We start from the raw sequence: 19,758 nt of genomic DNA on the forward strand, positions 1-19,758 counted from the left end.
TGCCCACTCTTGCCCATCCCGGGATTCAGGACCATGCTTTCCTATCAGCACGCCTATCATGCGGGCAATTTCGCCGACGTTCACAAGCATTTGACGCTTTATGCCGTCATTGATCATCTATTACGTAAATCCTCTTCTGTTACGTATATCGATACTCATGCCGGTCGTGGTCGTTACCCACTGGACGCCGAGGAGACGCGTCGGCTAGGGGAGTACCGTGATGGTGCGGAGAAGCTCTGGAAAGCACGACGTCGCCTTGCCGAGGACCCGTTGCTGGCGGATTGGCTCGAGGGGGTGGCGAGCGCCCAGAACAAACGGAACCCGAAGATTCTCGATCACTATCCAGGCTCTCCCTGGTGGTTGGCCCAGCGACTACGTGAGCAGGATGCGTTGCAGCTGTTTGAGCTGCATCCCGGAGAGCACGATCACCTGAACAGACAGCGCTTGCCCGACAGGACACGGCGCGTACATGGCGATGGCCTGTCGGGACTGGTGGAGGCCTTGCCGGTGGCAACGCCACGGTTGTGCGTACTGGTCGATCCGAGCTACGAGCGCAAGGCGGAGTATGGCGACGTTGCCGATACGCTGCTCAAGGCCATGCGCAAGGCGCGACACGCGGTGGTGCTGGTCTGGTATCCGCTGTTGCCCGCGGGTCGCCACGAGGCGCTTCTCGACGCGCTAAAGGCGGATGGGCTGCGCAAGATCTGGCGCAGCGAACTGAAGATTGCTTCGCCCCGACAGGAGCACGGCATGTATGGCAGCGGCATGCTGGTGATCAATCCCCCCTGGGGACTGGACCGGCGTCTGGCAGATGCCATGGCACAACTGGCGCCCGTGCTGGGAGACGCCTGCCACTACCGGGATGACTGGTGGGTTCCGGAATGAACGATCAACCCGGCAATCGTCCCGACCCGTCAACGAACGCGTTGATCGAAGTCACCTGCGCGCCGAGTCCCGGCTCGGCATGGGCGAGCGCTGGCATTGGCAGGCAAGCTGTTACTTGCCGATGCAGAAGCTGCCGAAGATCTCGCCCAGGAGGTCATCGGCGCTGAATTCGCCGGTAATTTCCCCCAGTGACTGCTGTGCATCTCTCAGGTCTTCGGCGAGCAGCTCGCCGGCTCCATGGCCGGAAAGCTGGGCGTCGCCGCTCTGCAGGGCCGTGGCGGCGCGGTCCAGGGCATCCAGGTGGCGGCGGCGCGCCGAGAAGCGTCCCTCGGTCGTCGTCGAGAAGCCCATGACCGCCTTCAAGTGCTCCTTCAAGTTATCCACACCCTGTCCGGTCTTCGCCGAGAGACGCACGATAGGAGTGGGTGTGGATAAGTCGAGCCCCGGCGGTTCCTGGCTGGTATCGACCTTGTTGCGCACCAGAGTGAGGCGGCTCGGGTCGGCGAGCCGCTGGACGAACTCGGGCCAGATGGTCATGGGGTCCACGGTATCGGTGGTCGTGGCATCCACCATCAGCAGTACGCGATCGGCCTTTTCGATTTCCGACCAGGCCCTGGCCACGCCGATCTTTTCCACCGCGTCCGGTGTATCGCGCAATCCGGCCGTATCGATCACGTGCAATGGCATACCGTCCAGGTGAATGTGCTCGCGCAGCACGTCCCGTGTCGTCCCTTCGATTTCGGTGACGATGGCGGTGTCCTGTTCGGTGAGGGCATTGAGCAGGCTCGACTTGCCGGCATTGGGCCGGCCGGCGATGACCACATTCATGCCCTCGCGCATCAAGGCGCCCTGACCGGCGCTATCCCGGACATCGGCCAGCTTCGTGCGAATCGATTCGAGCTTGCCGGCGACGTGGCCATCGGCGAGAAAGTCGATTTCTTCCTCGGGGAAGTCGATGGCCGCCTCGACGTACATGCGCAGTTCGATGAGTTCCTGGACCAGTGCCTCGACGCGTCTCGAGAACTCTCCCTGCAGCGAGCGCAAGGCGTTCTCGGCGGCACCTCTGGAGCTTGCCTCGATCAGGTCGGCGATGGCCTCGGCCTGGGCCAGATCCAGCTTGTCGTTGAGGAAGGCGCGTTCGGAGAACTCGCCGGGTCTGGCCAGTCGCGCTCCCAGCTGCACGCAGCGCTCCAGCAGCAAGTCCATGATCACCGTGCCGCCGTGTCCCTGGAGTTCGAGCACATCCTCTCCGGTGAAGGAGCTGGGCCCCTCGAAGAACAGCGCGATGCCTTCGTCGAGCATGCCGTTCTCGCCCCGGAAAGGGCCATAGAACGCTTGTCGAGGGGCCGGGCAGTGTCCCAGCACACTGTCGGCGATCGAACGGCAGGCAGGGCCTGATACGCGGATGATGCCGACGCCGCCTTGTCCGGGCGGTGTCGCCAGGGCGGTAATGGTGTCCTGTGAGTAGAGGCGTTCGGCCATCGGTGATTTCCTCGAGTGGATCGACGACATTGTCGATGTCGGAGGGCAGAAACGCCAGACCCCCGCAAGGGGCGGGGGTCTGGTGAAACGGGCGAGCAGGGAAGCCTACTTGGTCTTCATGCCCTTGCCGACGTTGGGGTCGGCCTCGATCTTGCGGGTGATGAAGTACTGCTGGGCGATGGAGGTGATGTTGTTCACCACCCAGTAAATCACCAGGCCGGCCGGGAACCACAGGAAGAAGAAGGTGAAGACCACCGGCAGCAGCTTCATGATCTTCGCCTGGGTCGGGTCCGGCGGTGTCGGGTTGAGCAGTTGCTGCACGAACATCGACGCGCCCATCAGGATCGGCAGGATGAAGAAGGGATCCTTCACCGAGAGGTCAGTGATCCAGAGCATGAAGGGCGCGTGGCGCAACTCCACCGATTCGAGCAGCATCCAGTAAAGGGCGATGAAGACCGGCATCTGCACCAGGATAGGCAGACAGCCCCCCAGAGGGTTGATCTTCTCCTTCTGGTAGAACTTCATCATCTCCTGGGACATCTTCTGGCGATCATCGCCGTACTGTTCCTTGAGGCGCTGCATCTCGGGACCCAGCTTGCGCATGCGCGCCATGGACTTGTAGGCCTTGGCGGAGAGAGGCCAGAGAGCGGTCTTGACCAGCAGCGTCAGAATGACGATGGACCAGCCCCAGTTGCCGATCAGGTCATGGATGTGATCGAGCAGCCAGAACAGCGGGTTGGCGATGAACCACAGCCAGCCGAAGTCGACGGTCAGTTCCAGATGCGGTGCGATCGCTTCCAGGCGATCCTGGATCTTCGGGCCCACATAGAGCGTGGCCTGCAGCGTGGTTTCGCTCTGGGCACCCAGGGTGCGGGTCGGGCCGGCGAAGGCTGCCACGTTGCGATTCTGGGAGTCGGTCGCGGCGTAGAAGAGGTTCTGCTGATCCTGGGGCGGTGCCCAGGCAGACGTGAAGTAGTGCTGGATCATGGCGACCCAGCCCCCCTCGACGTCGCGATTCTCGAACTCGCCGTTGCGGATATCCTCGAAATCGACCTTCAGGTACCGATCTTCCGGCGTGGAAAAGGCGGCGCCGAGGAAGGAACGCATGCCCATCTTCGGACCGCTCGACGGGTCGCTGGTGTTATCGCGCACCAACTGGCCGACGAAACGCGCGGTAACCGGCGTCTCGCTGGGGTTATCCAGCAGGTAGGCAACCTGAACGGCGTAACTGTCGCGATCGAAGGTGAAGCGCTTGATGACGTCCACGCCATTGACGGTGGCACCAAGATCCACCTGGACCTGGTCATCGTCTTCGCTCAATCGATATTCGGTCTGTTGGGGAGTAAAGGCGATACGGCCCTGATGCCCCTCCAGCTGGAGTCCCGAGCGGGCTACATAGCTGCGTGTGCCGTTATCGGAAAGCAGCACGAAGGGTTGCTCGGAGTTCTCGGCATACTTGTGCTGAGGCAGGGCGGCATACACGATGTCGCCGCCTTGCGGATCGATACGCACATCGAGCACATCGGTGGAAACCGCTACCAGGTCACGGCTGCTGGACGCCGATTCGTTGCCGGGCATCTCGTTGCCCATGTCAGCGTCGGTGGTGCCGCTGGACGGAACCGACAGGTCGCCGCCGTCAGTGTCTCCGGTATCCTGGGATGGAGCCGATGCATCGCCGGTGATGGCCGGGGCCTCCGGCGCCTGGGCTACCTGGCCATAATCCTGATTCCACTGCACGACGATCAGGTAGGCGAGTATCGCCAGGGGAATCAACAGGAGTAGTCGTTTTACGTCCATGAGGGGTCTGCCCGATGGGTGGTGAACATTCCGATGGCGCAGCGTGAGTCGCACACCCGACATACACGAAAGCCTGCCGGTGGCAGGCTGGCTTCCGTCAGCGGAGCGTCCGCTTTCGAAGGGGCGGCGTCAAGCTTCGCGGCGAGAGGCGAGAACAGGCTCATGCGAGCTCCGAAGAATGACAGCGGCGGTACGCCGGATCGGCCATCAGCGGTCTGTCGAGGCGCGGCTCGACGTCTTTTGCGCTTCGCGTTCAAGGCGTCGCCACATGCCATGTAGTTGGCGATGGACAACCTCATTGTCCAGCTCCTGTACGCCTCGCCGGGCGAGCAACACGATGTCCACGGCGGGGAGTCGATGCTGGCGAAGCCGAATGGATTCGCGCGTGATTCGCTTGAGGCGATTGCGATCAACGGCCCGACGGACGTTCTTCTTGCTGAAGATGAGACCTAGACGAGGGTGACCCAATGCGTTGGGCGAGGCCAGGGCCATCAACCCCTTGCCGTGAAGCTTGAAAGCTGCCGTATCGAAGACACGTCGATAATCCTCGGCGGTCAGCAGGCGCAGCCGCCGAGGGAAGCCCTGATAGGACACGCGTTTGCGATCAGGCGCTCAGACGCTTGCGGCCCTTGGCGCGACGACGCGCCAGGACGGCACGACCATTCTTGGTGGCCATGCGAGCGCGGAAGCCATGTGCGCGCTTGCGCTTGAGAACGCTGGGTTGAAAGGTGCGTTTCATAACTGATTATTCCCACGTGGTTTTTGGAACGGATCGATAACTTCGGAGGCACCCGGTTTCGACTGGAAACCGGGGGAGATTCGGATCAAGACCGGGAATTGTAGTGATTTCATGGCCCCGGCGCAATTCCTCCTTGCCCGTCGTCATGCCGTGAGCCCGCCGCACTGGACGTGCTCAATTATCACTAATTACGTATGTAAATTGATGAAGCTGTTATTATAACTGGGGAGCCTTTTTGTGGATAACCGAATATTATCCATAAAAATCATGTTGTTATTTTGTTCTTTTTGATGTGGACATCCTTGGGGGTGATGGTGTACCCATGGTGGGTATCCGGTGCATGGAAACGGAGGCTGTCCACAGCGCCGACCGGTCCCCATCTCGCTCCCGGCCATATCCCGGTCTTCGGGACAGGGTTTTCCACAAAGTTCATCGGAATGCCGCTTCATGTGGATAACCCGAGGGCTGGACGATACAATGTGCGGTCGTTCTTGAATCTTTGATGGTGAGGTTGCGTGTCGCTCGCTCTCTGGCAACAGTGTCTGGCTACCCTGCAGGATGAATTGAGCTCTCAGCAGTTCAACACCTGGATTCGCCCATTGCAGGCGGAAGAGGAGGGGGAGTCCAACCAGTTGCGCCTGTTGGCTCCCAACCGGTTCGTGCGCGATTGGGTCAGTGACAAGTATGCCAAGCGCATCAGCGAGCTGATGCGCGAGCTGGCCCCGGCCAAGCCACCCAAGGTGGTGCTGGCCGTGGGCAGTCGTCGGGCGGCACCCGCCCCCCAGCCGCGTGAACTCGGTGATCCGGTATCCGCGGCGCCTCGATCGCCTGCCGTGCATACCCCTCCACGAGGCGATGTGGCGGACGAATCCGAAATCGATCGGTTGCGAGAAGAAGGGGAGGCGCCGCGTCGCCCCTCGGGCGAACGGCAGGTACAGGTCGAGGGCAGCCTCAAGCATAACAGCGGGCTGAACCAGAATTTCACCTTCGAAACCTTCGTCGAGGGCAAGTCCAACCAATTGGCCCGGGCCGCTTCGCGACAGGTCTCGGAGAACCCCGGCGGCGCTTATAATCCGTTGTTTCTCTATGGCGGGGTCGGCCTGGGCAAGACCCACCTGATGCATGCCGTCGGTAACGCCCTGGACGTACGCCGCGAGAATGCCCGGGTGGTGTATCTGCATTCCGAGCGCTTCGTCGCCGACATGGTCAAGGCGTTGCAGCTCAATGCCATCAACGACTTCAAGCGCTTCTATCGCAGTGTCGATGCCTTGCTGATCGACGATATCCAGTTCTTCGCCGGCAAGGAGCGTTCCCAGGAAGAGTTCTTCCATACCTTCAACGCCTTGCTTGAAGGTGGCCAACAGATGATCCTCACCTCGGATCGCTACCCCAAGGAAATCAGTGGGGTAGAGGAGCGTCTCAAGTCGCGCTTCGGTTGGGGGCTGACGGTGGCGATCGAGCCTCCGGAGCTCGAGACCCGGGTGGCTATCCTCATGAAGAAGGCCGATCAGGCCAAGGTCAATCTGCCGCACGATGCCGCCTTCTTCATCGCCCAGAAGATCCGCTCCAACGTGCGTGAACTCGAGGGGGCCTTGAAGAAGGTCATCGCCGATTCCCACTTCATGGGCAAGACGATCACCCAGGACTTCATCCGCGAGTCGCTCAAGGATCTGCTGGCCTTGCAGGACAAGCAGGTCGGCGTGGACAACATCCAGCGTACGGTCGCCGAGTACTATAAGATCAAGCTGGCGGATCTCTTGTCGAAGCGCCGTTCGCGTTCCGTGGCGCGACCTCGCCAGGTTGCCATGGCGCTGGCCAAGGAACTGACCAACCATAGTCTCCCCGAAATCGGCGATGCGTTTGGAGGTCGAGACCACACCACGGTGTTGCATGCGTGCCGCAAGGTGCAGGCCCTTCAGGATGAAAACGCGGATATTCGCGAGGATTACAAGAACCTGCTACGTCTATTGACGAGCTGAGTTTGCCATATGACTCGATCGACCGGTCGGCTCGCCGGCCTCACAACCCCTCCAGGACAAGAAGTGGAGTCGACATGAAATTTTCCATTTCCCGAGAAGCGCTGTTGCGCCCGCTGACTCTGGTCGCCGGCGTGGTGGAGCGGCGTCAGACCCTGCCGGTGCTGTCGAACGTCTTGATCCAGGTCGAACAGGATCAAGTGTCGTTGACCGGCACCGATCTGGAAGTCGAGCTGATCGGTCGCACCGTGGCCAGCCAGGTGGATGAGGCGGGTTCTGCCACCGTGCCGGCGCGCAAGCTGATGGATATCTGCAAGTCACTGCCGGACCAGGCCGAGATTCAAATCGGTCTGGAGGAAAATCGGGCGGTGCTGCGCAGCGGACGGTCCCGCTTCACGCTGTCGACCCTGCCGGTGGCGGAGTTCCCCAATATCGAGGATGGCCAGAGCAGCGTCGAGTTGAGCTTGCCGCGAGGCACGTTGAAGCGCCTTATCGATGCGACATCCTTTGCCATGGCGCAGCAGGATGTTCGCTATTATCTCAATGGCATGCTGCTGGAGTTCGGCACCAATCTGGTACGGACCGTGGCCACCGATGGCCATCGGCTGGCGGTGGCGTCGCGTTCTGCCGAGATCCAGGTCGAACCTGCTCAGAAGCTGATCGTGCCGCGCAAGGGGATCATGGAGCTGGTTCGTCTGCTTGATGACGGTGATGATCCCGTTAGCCTGACACTGGGTTCGACGCATATTCGTGCCCACACGGGGGATTTCACCTTTACGTCCAAGTTGGTGGACGGCAAGTTCCCCGACTACGAGCGCGTGGTGCCAAAGGGCGGGGACAAGGTTCTCATCGCCGAGCGAACAGAGCTGCGCCAGGTGCTGTCGCGCACCGCGATCCTGTCCAATGAGAAATATCGCGGCGTGCGCCTCAACCTGGAGGAAGGCAACTTGCGCGTCATGGCCAACAACCCCGAGCAGGAGGAGGCCGAGGAGAATGTCGGCGTCGAATACGCCGGGCCGGCCATGGAGATCGGCTTCAATGTCGGTTATCTGGTCGATGTTCTCGGTGTGCTGGACGAGGATCGCGTGCAACTGACCCTGGCGGATCCCAACAGCAGTGCCTTGCTCGAGGAGCCAGGCGGTGGCGATGCGCTTTATGTCGTCATGCCGATGCGCCTTTGAGACGACCCTCGACTTCCCGTGCCGATGGCCCTCTTCCAGCAGGCATCGGCAATAGGACCCTTTCTCTCGATGCCTCTCGATCGCCTCGCTTTTCAGGGCCTGCGTAACCTCCAGGCCCTGGAGCTGTCCCCAGGCCCTCGAATCAATCTCTTCATCGGTGACAACGGCACCGGCAAGACCAGCTTGCTGGAGGGGATTCATGTTCTGGGCATGGGGCGCTCCTTCCGCACGAGACAGTTGCGTCATGCCATCGCCCATGAGGAGGATGGCGTGACCCTGCATGGCCGCCTGTCGGGTGAGCCACCCTTGCCGATAGGGGTGCGCCGCCGCCGGGACAGTGATGAACTGGAAATGCGCCTGGCAGGGGAAAGGGTGAGCCGAGTGTCGCAGCTGGTGGAAACCCTGCCGTTGCAGCTCATCAACCCCGATGCCTTTCGCCTTCTTGAGGGCTCCCCGGCGGGACGCCGCGAGTTTCTCGACTGGGGAGTGTTTCACGTGAAACATGATTTTCTCGATGCCTGGAAGCGTTTCCGAAGGGCGTTGAAGCATCGGAATGCTCTCCTCAGGCATGGTAGAATGACGGATGCGTCAATGGGCGCCTGGGAGCGGGAACTGGCGCATTGGGGCACTCGGCTGGATGAATGGCGTCGAGCCTGGATCGATGCGTTTCTACCTGTCTTCCAGGAGACCCTGGAAGGGCTGATCTCCTTGCCCGAACTCCAGTTGCGTTATGCCCGGGGGTGGGATCGCAAGCGACAGCTTGCCGATGTGCTCGAGCAAAGCAGGGAAACCGATCAACAGATGGGATTTACCCAGCAGGGCCCGCAGCGAGCTGACCTCGGGATCCGTCTGGGGCGTCGGCCGGCGATCGAGACCCTGTCGAGAGGCCAGCAGAAGCTGGTGGTCAGTGCGTTGAAGCTGGCACAAGGTCGGTTGCTGGAGCGCCTTACCGGCCGCTCTTGCGTCTATCTGATCGATGATCTGCCGGCCGAGCTGGATGGCGACCGCCGGCGTGTCTTCTGCGAGTGGTTGGCGCACATGCACTGTCAGGCGTTTATTACCAGTGTCGATCCGAATGCCTTGACTGATTCGTGGAATGTGGACACACCGGTGTCGATGTTTCACGTGAAACATACCGAGGCGGGGCAGGGGCAGCTGCTGCCAATGGACAGACAGACTTCATGATGGAGTAGTCAATGAGCGAACAAGCTTACGACTCATCAAGCATCAAGGTCCTCAAGGGCCTGGATGCGGTACGCAAGCGGCCCGGCATGTACATCGGCGACACCGATGACGGTACAGGCCTGCACCACATGGTGTTCGAGCTGGTGGACAACTCCATCGATGAAGCCCTGGCCGGACACTGTAGTGAAATTCGTGTGCTGATTCACCCGGACGAGTCGATCACCGTCAGCGACAATGGGCGCGGAATTCCTACCGAGATCCATGAGGGAGAGGGCGTTTCGGCCGCCGAGGTGATCATGACGGTGCTCCACGCCGGCGGCAAGTTCGATGATAATTCCTACAAGGTCTCCGGTGGCCTGCATGGCGTCGGGGTTTCGGTGGTCAATGCGCTCTCCGAGGAGCTGAAGCTGACTATCTGGCGGCAAGGGAAGGTGCATGAGCAGATCTATCGGCACGGTGAGGCCGAGGCGCCGTTGTCAGTGGTCGGCACCACCGAGCAGACCGGTAGTCGGGTGCACTTCCGGCCTTCGACCGAGACCTTTCATAACATCGAGTTTCACTATGATGTCCTCGCCAAGCGCCTGCGAGAGCTGTCGTTCCTGAATTCCGGTGTGGCGATTCGCTTGACCGACGAACGTACCGGCAAGGAAGAACTCTTTCACTATGAGGGTGGACTTCGCGCCTTCGTCGACCATCTGAACACCAACAAGACGGTGCTCAATCCGGTATTCCACTTCAATGTCGAGCGCGAGGATGGCGTCGGTGTCGAAGTGGCGATGCAGTGGAACGATACCTTTGCCGAGAACATCTTCTGCTATACCAACAATATCCCTCAGGGCGATGGTGGAACACACCTGGCCGGGTTCCGGGCGTCGCTGACGCGGACGCTCAATCATTACATCGAGGCCGAGGGCTTGCTGAAGAAGGCCAAGGTCAACACCTCGGGCGATGATGCCAGGGAAGGTCTCACGGCCATCATCTCGGTCAAGGTGCCGGATCCCAAGTTTTCGTCGCAGACCAAGGACAAGCTGGTGTCCTCCGAGGTGAAGACCGCGGTGGAGCAGGAGATGGGGCGCCAGTTCTCGGAATATCTGGTCGAGCGGCCGAACGAGGCCAAGGCCATCGTCAACAAGATGCTGGATGCGGCCCGGGCGCGTGAAGCGGCGCGCAAGGCACGTGACATGACGCGCCGCAAGGGGGCGCTGGATATCGCCGGACTGCCCGGCAAACTGGCCGATTGTCAGGAAAAGGATCCCAGCCTGTCGGAGCTTTATCTGGTCGAGGGTGACTCGGCCGGTGGCAGTGCCAAGCAGGGGCGTGATCGTCGTACCCAGGCAATCCTGCCGCTCAAGGGCAAGATCCTCAATGTGGAGAAGGCGCGTTTCGACAAGATGCTGTCTTCCGCCGAGGTCGGCACCCTGATCACCGCCCTGGGTTGTGGTATCGGCCGGGAAGAGTTCGACCCCGACAAGTTGCGCTACCATTCGATCATCATCATGACCGATGCGGATGTCGATGGTTCGCACATCCGTACACTGCTGCTGACGTTCTTTTTCCGGCAGATGTCGCAACTGATCGAGCGTGGGCACGTCTTTATCGCACAACCGCCTCTGTACAAGATCAAGCGTGGCAAGCAGGAAAGCTATCTCAAGGACGAGCAGGCGCTGACCGATTACCTGACCACCACGGCACTTGACGGTGCGCGCCTGCACGTCAACGCCGATGCACCGGGGATCGAGGGAGAGAGGCTCGAGGGGCTGGTCAAACAGTACCGGGACGTCATGCACCGGATCGATCGCCTGTCACGCGTCTATCCCGACATGGTGCTGCGCAAGATCGTGCATGCCGCCAGGCTGGAAGGCGAGGAAAGCCTGCGCGACCGCGTGACCATGCAGAACTGGATCGAATACCTGCAAACCGAGATGGACGCCATCGTCTCTTACGAGGGCGGTCCCCGCTATACCTTCCGTCTCGAGGAAGACAGTGAGCGAGGCTTCTATCTACCTGCCGTGACCCTGGCCGCACATGGCGTCACCTCGGATTATGTCTGGGGCGTGGATTTCTTCACTAGTGCGGATTATCGGGCGATCACCGGGCTCGGCGAGACACTGGATGATCTGCTCGAGGAGGGCGCCTACGTGGCCCGTGGCGAGCGGAAGAAGTCGGTTGGCAGCTTCTACGATGCCCTAGAGTGGCTGATGAACGAAGCCCAGCGTGGCCTCTCTATCCAGCGCTACAAGGGCCTCGGGGAGATGAATCCGGATCAGCTGTGGGAAACGACCATGGACCCGAATACCCGTCGCATGCTGCGGGTATCCATCGAGGATGCGGTGGCGGCCGACATGATGTTCAACACCCTGATGGGGGATGAGGTGGAGCCTCGCCGCTACTTCATCGAGCGCAATGCTCTGGTGGCCAATCTGGACATCTAGTCGGTTGCACAGACCGGAGATGTTTCACGTGAAACATCTCCGGTGAGGTCGTGAGGCAAGGGGCCGCATCGAATTGGCGATGCGGCCCCTTTAGTAACCCGGCAAGCTTTTATGTCGGGTTAATCGCGGCACAGGGAAGTGTCGCCGCCGGCCGTCAGGCCGGCGCGAGCCCGCGCCACACCCCAGAGGATCCACGCATCTGCGCCAGCGTGGTGCGGACGACGATCAAATAGCTCAGGACGATCCATTTGATTGCCAGGTTAATAGTTACGCGCCAGGCACGCTACTGAGGACAGCGGGCACGACAGAGGCGTTTTCGGCGAAGTGCACGGGTGACCTTACATCACCTGGACATGCTATCGAGGACGTGCATACGACCGACACGACAAGGCAGGATGGGTTAATCACTCTTCAAGAGATTGTATGAGAGGCCATGCATAATGGGAGTCTTTCTCGCACCCTGTCGAGTACCTTGTCGCTCGAAGCCCAGCATCGTCAGTACGATGTTTCACGTGAAACATCGTGATTGAGTGACGAGGGAGGGGGAGGTCGCTCTCTCAAACCGAAGAATCGTCGAGCAACCAATTGGTAAAGCCAGCCAGGTCCCGGAAGATGGTTACGTTCGATGACGTGAGTTCGGGGTGTTTGTCCAGTGTGCGTTGCCCCTTGCCTGTCAGTACAAGGGCCCGTCGACAGCCCGCTGCTTCGCCCGCCTGGATGTCTCTCAGACTGTCGCCGACCATCCAGCTTCCCTTGAGAGAAGGAAGGCTCAAGGCCTGACGAATTTCGTGAAGCATTCCCGGTAGAGGCTTGCGGCAATGACAGCCATCGTTCGGGCCATGTGGGCAGTAAGCGATATAATCCAGCTCACCACCAGCGGCATGCACCAGTGACTGCATGTGACGGTGCATATCGGAAAGCACAGCTTCGTTATAATAGCCGCGTGCGATGCCGGACTGGTTGGTGGCGATGGCAACCCGCCAGCCTGCATGGTGGAGCCTCGCTATTGCCTCGATGGCACTGGGGTAGGGAATCCACTCATCGAGCGATTTGATGTAATCATCGGAGTCCTGGTTGATGACGCCATCCCGATCGAGAATGACAAGTCTGGTGGTCATGGCACAGTTCCGTAGTGGCTATAAGGGCAGAGGAAAGCAATGGAGGTTCGAGGATCCGACCGCGGAATTCTACAGACAACCCTGGAAACAGGACACTCCTCTGACACTCTCCGTCCGCCGCGCTTCGCGCTTAGGTCGAGGGTTCCAAGGTCACCCCGAGAACCTTCCTGCTTCGACACGCCTTCACTGGGCCGTGGCTAGGCCACGGCCCCCGCTCCAATCGCTCCACAGGCTATCCCCGCCAGCCCGGCGGTTCTGATATTTCTGGCCGCGTTGATATCGCGGTCGATCGCGAGGCCACAACACTCACAGTGCCAGTGACGCCGTGAGAGAGGCAGCTTCTCGACCTTGTGCCCGCAGCCGTGGCACCGCTTGCTACTGGGGAACCACTGGCCGACCTTGACCAACTGCCTGCCCGCCCAATCGGCCTTGTACTCAAGCTGGCGCATAAACTCGCCCCAGCCGGCATCGCTGATGGCCTTGGCCAGTGAACGGTTCTTGACCATGCCGGCGATGTTCAGCGACTCGACACACAATACTTGGTTTTCGTTGACGAGCGTGCGGGTCGCTTTGTGGATGGCATCGCGGCGACAGTCCGCGACCTTGGCATGAAGCCGTGCCACCTTGTTGCGTGCCTTGGCCCGATTCTTCGAGCCTTTCTGCTTTTTTGCCAACCGGCGTTGCAGGTACGCCAGCTTGGCTTCGTAGCGTTTCAGGTGGCGCGGATTGCCCGACTTCATCCCCTCGCTGGTGACGAACAGGTCGGACAATCCCAGATCGATCCCCGTCATCCTGGGCGTGACCGGCAGCACGTCCGGCGTGAACTCGCATAGACAGCTGATGAAATAGCGGCCGGCACGGTCCCGCGAGATCGTGATGCTGGACGGTTCGCTGGGCAGTGGGCGGCTCCAGCGGATTGGCAACGGCGTCGTCGTCTTGGCGATGGTGATCTCGCCATCGCGATAGCGAAACGCCGCCTTGGTTAGCCGGATCGATTGCCGGCTATTCTTGCGCTTGAAGCGTGGATAGCGCGCATTGAGCGTGGAGTTGAAGAAGTTATCGAAGGCGGCTTTCTGATCCCGCAGCGTCTGCTGCAGGATCACGCTGGAGACATCCTTCAACCATGGGTATTCGGCCTTGAGTGCGGCCAGGCGCTTTTCTGCGGCGGTGTGCGACACCGTCTCGCCGCGCTGTTGATACGCCTCGGTGCGATAAGCCAGCGTATTGTTCCAGACAAAACGGACACACCCGAACGACTGCACCAGCAGTGCCGCCTGCTCGGGAGTGGGGTAGAACCGTTCCTTGTAGGCACGTTTTATCATACTGGAAAAATATCAGGGGATCGAGGCAATATCAATTCAGCACCACTTCGCGATGCGCGCTTGTATCACCGCCCGATTGGGCGATGCTTTACGCGCTGTTTGGTAAGGGTAGGGTGTTTCACGTGAAACAACACGCTTCTATTGCCGAAGTCCATGGCATCGACCTAGTCCGATAGTGGCAGACGCTTGGCCAGAAAGTCGATGCAGGCCGAGACCTTGAGTGGGGTATGTTGACGTGCGGGCATGACAGCATGGACGGCGATGTCAGGCAGTTTCCAGTCACTCAGCACCTCGCACAGACGACCATTTGCCAAGGCTTCAGCGACAATGGACTCCGAGGTCTGAACGAGGCCGAGCCCCTGTTCGGCGGCAAGCGTCAAGGGAAGGCCGTAATTGGACTTGAGTCGGCCGGACACGGGGATGACATGACGCTCATCATCGCGTTGCATTGCCCACTGGGCAGGACCTTGAAAGCGTGTGAAGTGGAGACAATGATGCTCACGAAGATCACAGGGATGGCGAGGTTCGCCATGATGCGCAAGATAGTCGGGTGAGGCCACGATCAGGCGGCGATCCCGAGCGATGCGTTTAGCCACCAGTCGGGAGTCGCCGAGTTGACCAATGCGAATGGCGAGATCAAAGCCCTCACCGATGATATCGACGAAGTGGTCATCGAAGCAGGCATCGACGCTGACCGAGGGATGAAGGCGAAGAAAATCAGCCAGATGAGGCGCTATATGCAGGCGGCCGTAGTTGACTGGCAGGGAGACGCGTAGTTCGCCCTGAGGGCCCTCCTGGCGATCTCTCAGGCGGTCACCGGCCTGAGTGATGCTCCCTAGTGCCGGCTCTACTCGGGCGAGATAGTCCTCTCCATCCTCGGTCAGGGTCAGGGCACGGGTAGAGCGGTTCAACAACCTCGTACCGAGACGTTGCTCCAGGGCATCGAGACATCGGCCGACCGAGCCACTGCCGATCAAGAGTCTCTCGGCGGCAGCCTGCAGAGAACCGCGCCTAGCCACCTCGATGAAGGCGGCAATTTCGTCGAGAGTCACGCCATGATGTCGTGTCATAGAGGTGTCCAGCGGATGAGGTGAAAGGCATACGTCGCGGATTCTTGCATGGCACGCAAGTCAGCTTAGCAAGCGCTGCGCTGGAAGTGAGTACCTTGGCATCACATCCTTGAAGCATGTTTCGAGGATAGAAGGAGTGAGTGCCATGTGGGCTTATGAGGTGCAGGAGATTGGGTGGGATGCTCTGAAGCGAGTGGAGAGGCCAAGGCGGGCGCTGGGCACCCAGGAGGTTCGAGTACGAGTACGTGCAGCCGCCACCAATTACCGTGACTTGGTCTTGTTGCAGGGAGACTACCTGCCGGATATGCCAAGACCCTATGTACCTCTCTCGGAAGGGGCCGGCGATGTGATAGAGGTTGGGGAGGGCGTAAGGACCCTGTCCCCGGGCCAGAGGGTGTTGGGACACTATACCAGTAGCTGGCTGGAAGGACCTTTCCAGCAGGAATACCATGCCAGCAAGGTTGGAGGTCCTGTGGATGGTTGGCTGGCTGAGGAAATCATCCTGCCGGCCTCTGCGTTGTTGCCTGTACCGGTCGGGTGGCGCTTCGAAGAAGCCGCCGCATTGGCTGTCTCCGGGGTTACAGCCTGGCATGCGTTGGGAGATATCGAAGCCCTGCCGGGGAAGTGGGTGCTGCTCGAGGGAAGCGGTAATGTTTCCCTGCAGGCACTGCAGCTGGCAGCCGCCGCGGGGGCTCATCCCCTGGTACTGACTTCGCGAAATGATGAAGACAGTCGGCGGAAACTGCTGGAATTGGGCGCCGAAGCTGTGATTGGCCCCGGGAAGGATGCCGATCGACGCAAGGCTATCCTCGAGGCAAGCGGTTGGCATGGCATCGACGTAGCCATGGAGGTCGTCGGTGGCCATATGCTGACGGAGTTGGTGCTGCCGGTCATGGCCACCCTTGGAAGGGTCGCCGTGATCGGCTTTCTCGGGAATGACCGGGTCGAGGGCGAACTGGTCGGTCCCATGCTTGCAAAATTACTGCATCTGGTCGGCATCAGCGTCGGCAGTCGCCAGCATTTCGAGGATCTCCTGGCATTCATGGTCCGAAAGGGGGTGCGTCCACTGATCGGAGGTCGATATGCGCCGGGAGCATTGAGGGAGGCGCTAACGTCTTCTCCATCCTTGGGAAAGAACGTCATTCTGATGCCCTAGTGTCTGTTTCAAAGGTAGGCGGTAGCGTTCTGCCGACCCTTGGGCTTGGCTAGCCACGCGACAGCATCTTGCCTGACGGTCCAATGCGCTCGCCACCTCTTCAACGAACTTCCGAAACAGGACACTAGTGCCCTTGGCATTCTGGACAAGCGCCATTCTGGAGCCATGGAACATGACCCGTGTTTCACGTGAAACATCGCGGGGTGTCGGTTCGGTGAATACAGGGCGAGAGAGCCCGGAACGAAAAGGGGCCTGTTTCACGTGAAACAGGCCCCTGATCTTGCCCCGAACTTTCTCCGGGCGAGTCCGTCGGGTCAGTGCTGGAGTTCGGCGATATCCGCAACCTCCAGGAACAGGGCCTGGAGGCTGGCCAGTAGCGCCAGACGATTGCGCTTCACTGCATCGTCGTCGGCCATGACCATCACCTGATCGAAGAAGCGATCCACCGGCTTGCGCAGGCCGGCGAGGACGTCCAGCGCATCGCTGTAGCGGGCTTCCGCGAACAGAGGCGCGACTTTCTCGCGGCAATGGGCCAGTGCCTCGGCGAGATCACGCTCCGCGTCCTCGCCAAGCAGGCCGGACTCGACCTCGGAGGATACCTTGCCGTCCTGCTTGGCGAGGATATTGGAAACCCGCTTGTTGGCGGCGGCCAGGGCGCCAGCCTCCTCGCGGCTGGCGAAGGCGTGCACTGCCTGCAGGCGACGAGCGAAGTCGAGTGGCTTGGTTACCGGACGGGCGCGCACGGCAAGGTAGACCTCGGCCTCGATGCCCTCGTCGCGTGCCCAGGCACGGAAGCGGTCGAGCATATAGGCCAGGACCTCATCCACCAGTCCTTCGGCATTGGGCAGGCTCTGGTGCTGGGATGCGGCCAGTTCGAGCAGCTCGCGCAGATCCAGATCGAGCTCGCCCTTGATCAGGATATTGAGTACACCGATGGAAGCGCGGCGCAGGGCGAAGGGGTCCTTGGTGCCGCTGGGGCGCTGGCCGATACCGAAGATGCCGGTCAGGGTGTCGAGGCGGTCCGCCAGGGCCAGAGCCAGGCCGGTTCGGGTGCTCGGTACCTCGTCGCCGGCGAAGCGTGGCAGGTATTGCTCTTCCAGAGCATGGGCCACTTCGGCGTCCTCGCCGTCGTGAGTGGCGTAGTAGCGCCCCATGGTGCCCTGGAGTTCAGGGAACTCCTGGACCATTTCGGTGACCAGGTCGCACTTGGCCAGCTCGCTGGCACGCCGGGCATGACCCACATCACCCTCGATGCGACCGGCGATAAAGGCAGCCACGGCGGCACTACGATGCGCCTTGTCGGCCAGGGTGCCGAGCTGCTGCTGGAAGACGACGCTGGAGAGCCCCTTGACGCGTTCGGCAAGCGGTTGCTGCCGGTCGGTGTCATAGAAGAAGGCGGCATCGGCCAGGCGAGGGCGAATGACCTTCTCGTTACCCTGGATCACCTGTTCGGGCGCTTGGCTGTCGATATTGGCGATGGTGATGAACTGGGGGCGGAGCCGTCCGTCGTCATCCAGCAGGTGGAAGTACTTCTGGTTGGCCTTCATGGAGGACACCAGACATTCGGCCGGAACCTCGAGGAAACGCTCGTCGAAGCTGCCGGTCAGGGCGACAGGCCATTCGACCAGGCCGCTGACCTCGGTCAACAATTCCTCGTCGATCACTGCGGTGGCGGACTGGACTTCGGCTTCGGCGAGCACCTGCTCGCGAATGCGCTCACGACGCTGCTCGCGATCCGCCAGGACCCAGGCGTTCTCCATGGTATCCAGGTAGTCGTCGGCATGACCGAGATCGACAGGTTCTGGAGCGTGGAAGCGGTGACCGCGGGTGGTTCGGCCTGCCTGGAGTCCCAGGGCGGATGCCTCGACGACACGTTCTCCATAGAGCATCACCAGCCAGTGAGCGGGCCGCGAGAACTCCACCCGAGAGGCGCCCCAACGCATGTTCTTGGGGACCGGCAGGGCGGCGATGGACTTCTCGACGATGCCCGGGAGCAGGGTGGTGGTGGCCTCTCCGGGCTGCTGTTCACGGTAGCCCAGCCAGGTTCCCTTGTCCGTTTCGAGGTGGATCAGCGCATCGACACTGACGCCACAGGAGCGGGCGAAACCTTCGGCGGCCCTGGTCGGTTCGCCATCCTTGAAGGCGGCGTTCAGGGAGGGGCCTCGGCGTTCGACTTCGCGATCCGGCTGCTTGTCGGCCAGGGTGGCGACCTGCACGGCCAGGCGGCGCGGACTGGCGTAGGCGCGAATATCACCGTGTTCGATATCGGCGTCGTCCAGCCCCTGGCGGATGCCATCGGCGAGGGCGTCGGACAGGGTGTCGATCGCGCTCGGCGGCAGTTCTTCGACGCCCAGTTCGAGCAGAAAGGTATCGGCGGCCATCTTCAAGCGTCTCCCTGTTCGGCAGGCGACTCATTCGCCAGCAGTTCTTGGCGCAGGGCCTCGGAGGCCAGCGGGAAGCCGGCGGCCTTGCGGGATTCATAGTAGGCATGGGCCACGTCGCGGGCCATGGTGCGTACGCGCAGGATGTAGCGCTGCCGCTCGGTCACGGAGATGGCGTGACGGGCATCGAGCAGGTTGAAGGTGTGCGAGGCTTTCAGGACCTGTTCGTAGGCCGGTAGCGGCAGGCTGGCATCGAGCAGCTTGTTGCACTCGCGCTCCTGATGATCGAAGGCCTCGAAGAGTGCCGGGACATCGGCATGCTCGAAGTTGTAGGCGGACTGCTCGCGCTCGTTCTGCAGGAAGACGTCCCCATAGGTGACCCTGGTGCCGTCCGGGGCCACCGTCCATACCAGGTCGTAGACACTGTCGACGTCCTGTACGTACATGGCGATTCGCTCGAGACCATAGGTCAGCTCGCCGGTGACGGGATAGCATTCCAGGCCGCCGGCCTGCTGGAAGTACGTGAACTGGGTCACTTCCATGCCGTTGAGCCAGACCTCCCAGCCGAGCCCCCAGGCGCCCAGGGTCGGGGATTCCCAGTTGTCCTCGACGAAACGGATGTCATGGACCAGCGGATCAATGCCGAGACACTTCAGCGAGCCGAGATAACGTTCCTGCAGGTCCGCCGGGGAAGGTTTCATCACCACCTGGAACTGGTAGTAGTGCTGCAGGCGGTTGGGGTTTTCGCCATAGCGGCCATCGGTGGGACGACGGGAGGGCTGCACATAGGCGGCATTCCAGGTCTCGGGACCGATGGAGCGCAGGAAGGTAGCCGTGTGGAAGGTCCCGGCCCCGACCTCCATGTCCAGGGGCTGGAGGACCACGCAGCCCTGTTCGGCCCAGTACTGCTGCAGGGCCAGGATCAGGCCCTGGAAGGTTGTCACGTCTGGCGTCGACTGTGTCATTGCGAAAGCACCGTTGGCCATGAATTCACGAGCCGTCAAGTATACAATCACAGGCAGATCGGTTATAGG

15 protein-coding genes are annotated in these 19,758 nt (G+C 61.0%); 6 read left to right on the plus strand and 9 right to left on the minus strand.

Annotated features, from left to right (window positions below):
• Nucleotides 1–33 precede the first annotated feature (33 nt).
• Entirely contained in the window at nt 34–885 is an 852-nt protein-coding gene (locus LU493_RS12275) for a 23S rRNA (adenine(2030)-N(6))-methyltransferase RlmJ (protein WP_275288070.1), read from the plus strand.
• Nucleotides 886–996: 111 nt separating this feature from the next.
• Here LU493_RS12275 and mnmE read toward each other — a convergent pair whose 3' ends face one another.
• From mnmE to rpmH, 4 genes are all read right to left on the minus strand, one after another.
• The gene (gene mnmE / locus LU493_RS12280) at nt 997–2,367 is read right to left on the minus strand and encodes a tRNA uridine-5-carboxymethylaminomethyl(34) synthesis GTPase MnmE (RefSeq protein WP_275288071.1); all 1,371 of its coding nucleotides are present in this window, start codon (nt 2,365–2,367) and stop codon (nt 997–999) included.
• Nucleotides 2,368–2,472: 105 nt separating this feature from the next.
• A complete protein-coding gene (gene yidC, locus LU493_RS12285; protein ID WP_275288072.1) occupies nt 2,473–4,164 on the minus strand; it encodes a membrane protein insertase YidC in 1,692 nt (563 codons plus the stop codon).
• 207 nt (nt 4,165–4,371) lie between these two features.
• Nucleotides 4,372–4,758, minus strand: a complete 387-nt coding sequence (gene rnpA / locus LU493_RS12290; RefSeq protein ID WP_275288073.1) for a ribonuclease P protein component — start codon at nt 4,756–4,758, stop codon at nt 4,372–4,374.
• Between the two features lie 10 nt (nt 4,759–4,768).
• Nucleotides 4,769–4,903: a 50S ribosomal protein L34 gene (gene rpmH / locus LU493_RS12295; protein WP_008959105.1), complete on the minus strand. Its 135-nt coding sequence runs from the start codon at nt 4,901–4,903 to the stop codon at nt 4,769–4,771.
• A 515-nt stretch (nt 4,904–5,418) separates the two neighbouring features.
• Between rpmH and dnaA the strand changes: the two genes are divergently transcribed.
• The 4 genes from dnaA to gyrB all read left to right on the plus strand — a co-directional run bounded on the left by dnaA (nt 5,419) and on the right by gyrB (nt 11,677).
• Nucleotides 5,419–6,882 carry a chromosomal replication initiator protein DnaA gene (dnaA, locus tag LU493_RS12300; protein WP_275288074.1) on the plus strand — a complete coding sequence of 488 codons (1,464 nt, stop codon included), beginning with the start codon at nt 5,419–5,421 and terminating at the stop codon, nt 6,880–6,882.
• 74 nt (nt 6,883–6,956) lie between these two features.
• Nucleotides 6,957–8,060, plus strand: a complete 1,104-nt coding sequence (gene dnaN / locus LU493_RS12305; RefSeq protein WP_275288075.1) for a DNA polymerase III subunit beta — start codon at nt 6,957–6,959, stop codon at nt 8,058–8,060.
• 69 nt (nt 8,061–8,129) lie between these two features.
• Entirely contained in the window at nt 8,130–9,245 is a 1,116-nt protein-coding gene (gene recF / locus LU493_RS12310) for a DNA replication/repair protein RecF (RefSeq protein ID WP_275288076.1), read from the plus strand.
• Nucleotides 9,246–9,256: 11 nt separating this feature from the next.
• Nucleotides 9,257–11,677, plus strand: a complete 2,421-nt coding sequence (gene gyrB, locus LU493_RS12315) for a DNA topoisomerase (ATP-hydrolyzing) subunit B (RefSeq protein WP_275288077.1) — start codon at nt 9,257–9,259, stop codon at nt 11,675–11,677.
• Between the two features lie 557 nt (nt 11,678–12,234).
• On the opposite strand, the gene gmhB is transcribed toward gyrB, so the two are convergent.
• The 3 genes from gmhB to LU493_RS12330 all read right to left on the minus strand — a co-directional run bounded on the left by gmhB (nt 12,235) and on the right by LU493_RS12330 (nt 15,187).
• Complete coding sequence (gene gmhB, locus LU493_RS12320) at nt 12,235–12,795, minus strand: D-glycero-beta-D-manno-heptose 1,7-bisphosphate 7-phosphatase (RefSeq protein WP_275288078.1); 561 nt, start codon at nt 12,793–12,795, stop codon at nt 12,235–12,237.
• A 197-nt stretch (nt 12,796–12,992) separates the two neighbouring features.
• Nucleotides 12,993–14,117, minus strand: a complete 1,125-nt coding sequence (locus tag LU493_RS12325) for an RNA-guided endonuclease InsQ/TnpB family protein (protein ID WP_275288079.1) — start codon at nt 14,115–14,117, stop codon at nt 12,993–12,995.
• 164 nt (nt 14,118–14,281) lie between these two features.
• Nucleotides 14,282–15,187: a LysR family transcriptional regulator gene (locus tag LU493_RS12330; RefSeq protein ID WP_275288080.1), complete on the minus strand. Its 906-nt coding sequence runs from the start codon at nt 15,185–15,187 to the stop codon at nt 14,282–14,284.
• Nucleotides 15,188–15,332: 145 nt separating this feature from the next.
• Between LU493_RS12330 and LU493_RS12335 the strand changes: the two genes are divergently transcribed.
• Entirely contained in the window at nt 15,333–16,343 is a 1,011-nt protein-coding gene (locus tag LU493_RS12335) for a zinc-dependent alcohol dehydrogenase family protein (RefSeq protein ID WP_275288081.1), read from the plus strand.
• Nucleotides 16,344–16,657: 314 nt separating this feature from the next.
• Here the strand turns inward: LU493_RS12335 and glyS are convergent, their stop codons facing one another.
• Both glyS and glyQ read right to left on the minus strand, forming a co-directional pair.
• Entirely contained in the window at nt 16,658–18,724 is a 2,067-nt protein-coding gene (gene glyS / locus LU493_RS12340; protein ID WP_275288082.1) for a glycine--tRNA ligase subunit beta, read from the minus strand.
• Between the two features lie 2 nt (nt 18,725–18,726).
• A complete protein-coding gene (gene glyQ, locus LU493_RS12345) occupies nt 18,727–19,689 on the minus strand; it encodes a glycine--tRNA ligase subunit alpha (protein ID WP_275288083.1) in 963 nt (320 codons plus the stop codon).
• Nucleotides 19,690–19,758 lie beyond the last annotated feature (69 nt).

The organism is Halomonas elongata, assembly GCF_029081005.1.
Taxonomy (GTDB): Bacteria; Pseudomonadota; Gammaproteobacteria; order Pseudomonadales; family Halomonadaceae; genus Halomonas; species Halomonas elongata_B.

What these genes read in the sequence shown, in the direction of transcription:
- dnaN (WP_275288075.1), top strand. Translation starts at nt 6,957, where the DNA reads ATGAAATTTTCCATTTCCCGAGAAGCGCTGTTGCGCCCGCTGACTCTG.
- yidC (WP_275288072.1), bottom strand. Translation starts at nt 4,164, where the DNA reads ATGGACGTAAAACGACTACTCCTGTTGATTCCCCTGGCGATACTCGCC.
- gmhB (WP_275288078.1), bottom strand. Translation starts at nt 12,795, where the DNA reads ATGACCACCAGACTTGTCATTCTCGATCGGGATGGCGTCATCAACCAG.
- LU493_RS12330 (WP_275288080.1), bottom strand. Translation starts at nt 15,187, where the DNA reads ATGACACGACATCATGGCGTGACTCTCGACGAAATTGCCGCCTTCATC.
- LU493_RS12335 (WP_275288081.1), top strand. Translation starts at nt 15,333, where the DNA reads ATGTGGGCTTATGAGGTGCAGGAGATTGGGTGGGATGCTCTGAAGCGA.
- recF (WP_275288076.1), top strand. Translation starts at nt 8,130, where the DNA reads ATGCCTCTCGATCGCCTCGCTTTTCAGGGCCTGCGTAACCTCCAGGCC.
- glyS (WP_275288082.1), bottom strand. Translation starts at nt 18,724, where the DNA reads ATGGCCGCCGATACCTTTCTGCTCGAACTGGGCGTCGAAGAACTGCCG.
- LU493_RS12325 (WP_275288079.1), bottom strand. Translation starts at nt 14,117, where the DNA reads ATGATAAAACGTGCCTACAAGGAACGGTTCTACCCCACTCCCGAGCAG.
- mnmE (WP_275288071.1), bottom strand. Translation starts at nt 2,367, where the DNA reads ATGGCCGAACGCCTCTACTCACAGGACACCATTACCGCCCTGGCGACA.
- rpmH (WP_008959105.1), bottom strand. Translation starts at nt 4,903, where the DNA reads ATGAAACGCACCTTTCAACCCAGCGTTCTCAAGCGCAAGCGCGCACAT.
- glyQ (WP_275288083.1), bottom strand. Translation starts at nt 19,689, where the DNA reads ATGACACAGTCGACGCCAGACGTGACAACCTTCCAGGGCCTGATCCTG.
- gyrB (WP_275288077.1), top strand. Translation starts at nt 9,257, where the DNA reads ATGAGCGAACAAGCTTACGACTCATCAAGCATCAAGGTCCTCAAGGGC.
- LU493_RS12275 (WP_275288070.1), top strand. Translation starts at nt 34, where the DNA reads ATGCTTTCCTATCAGCACGCCTATCATGCGGGCAATTTCGCCGACGTT.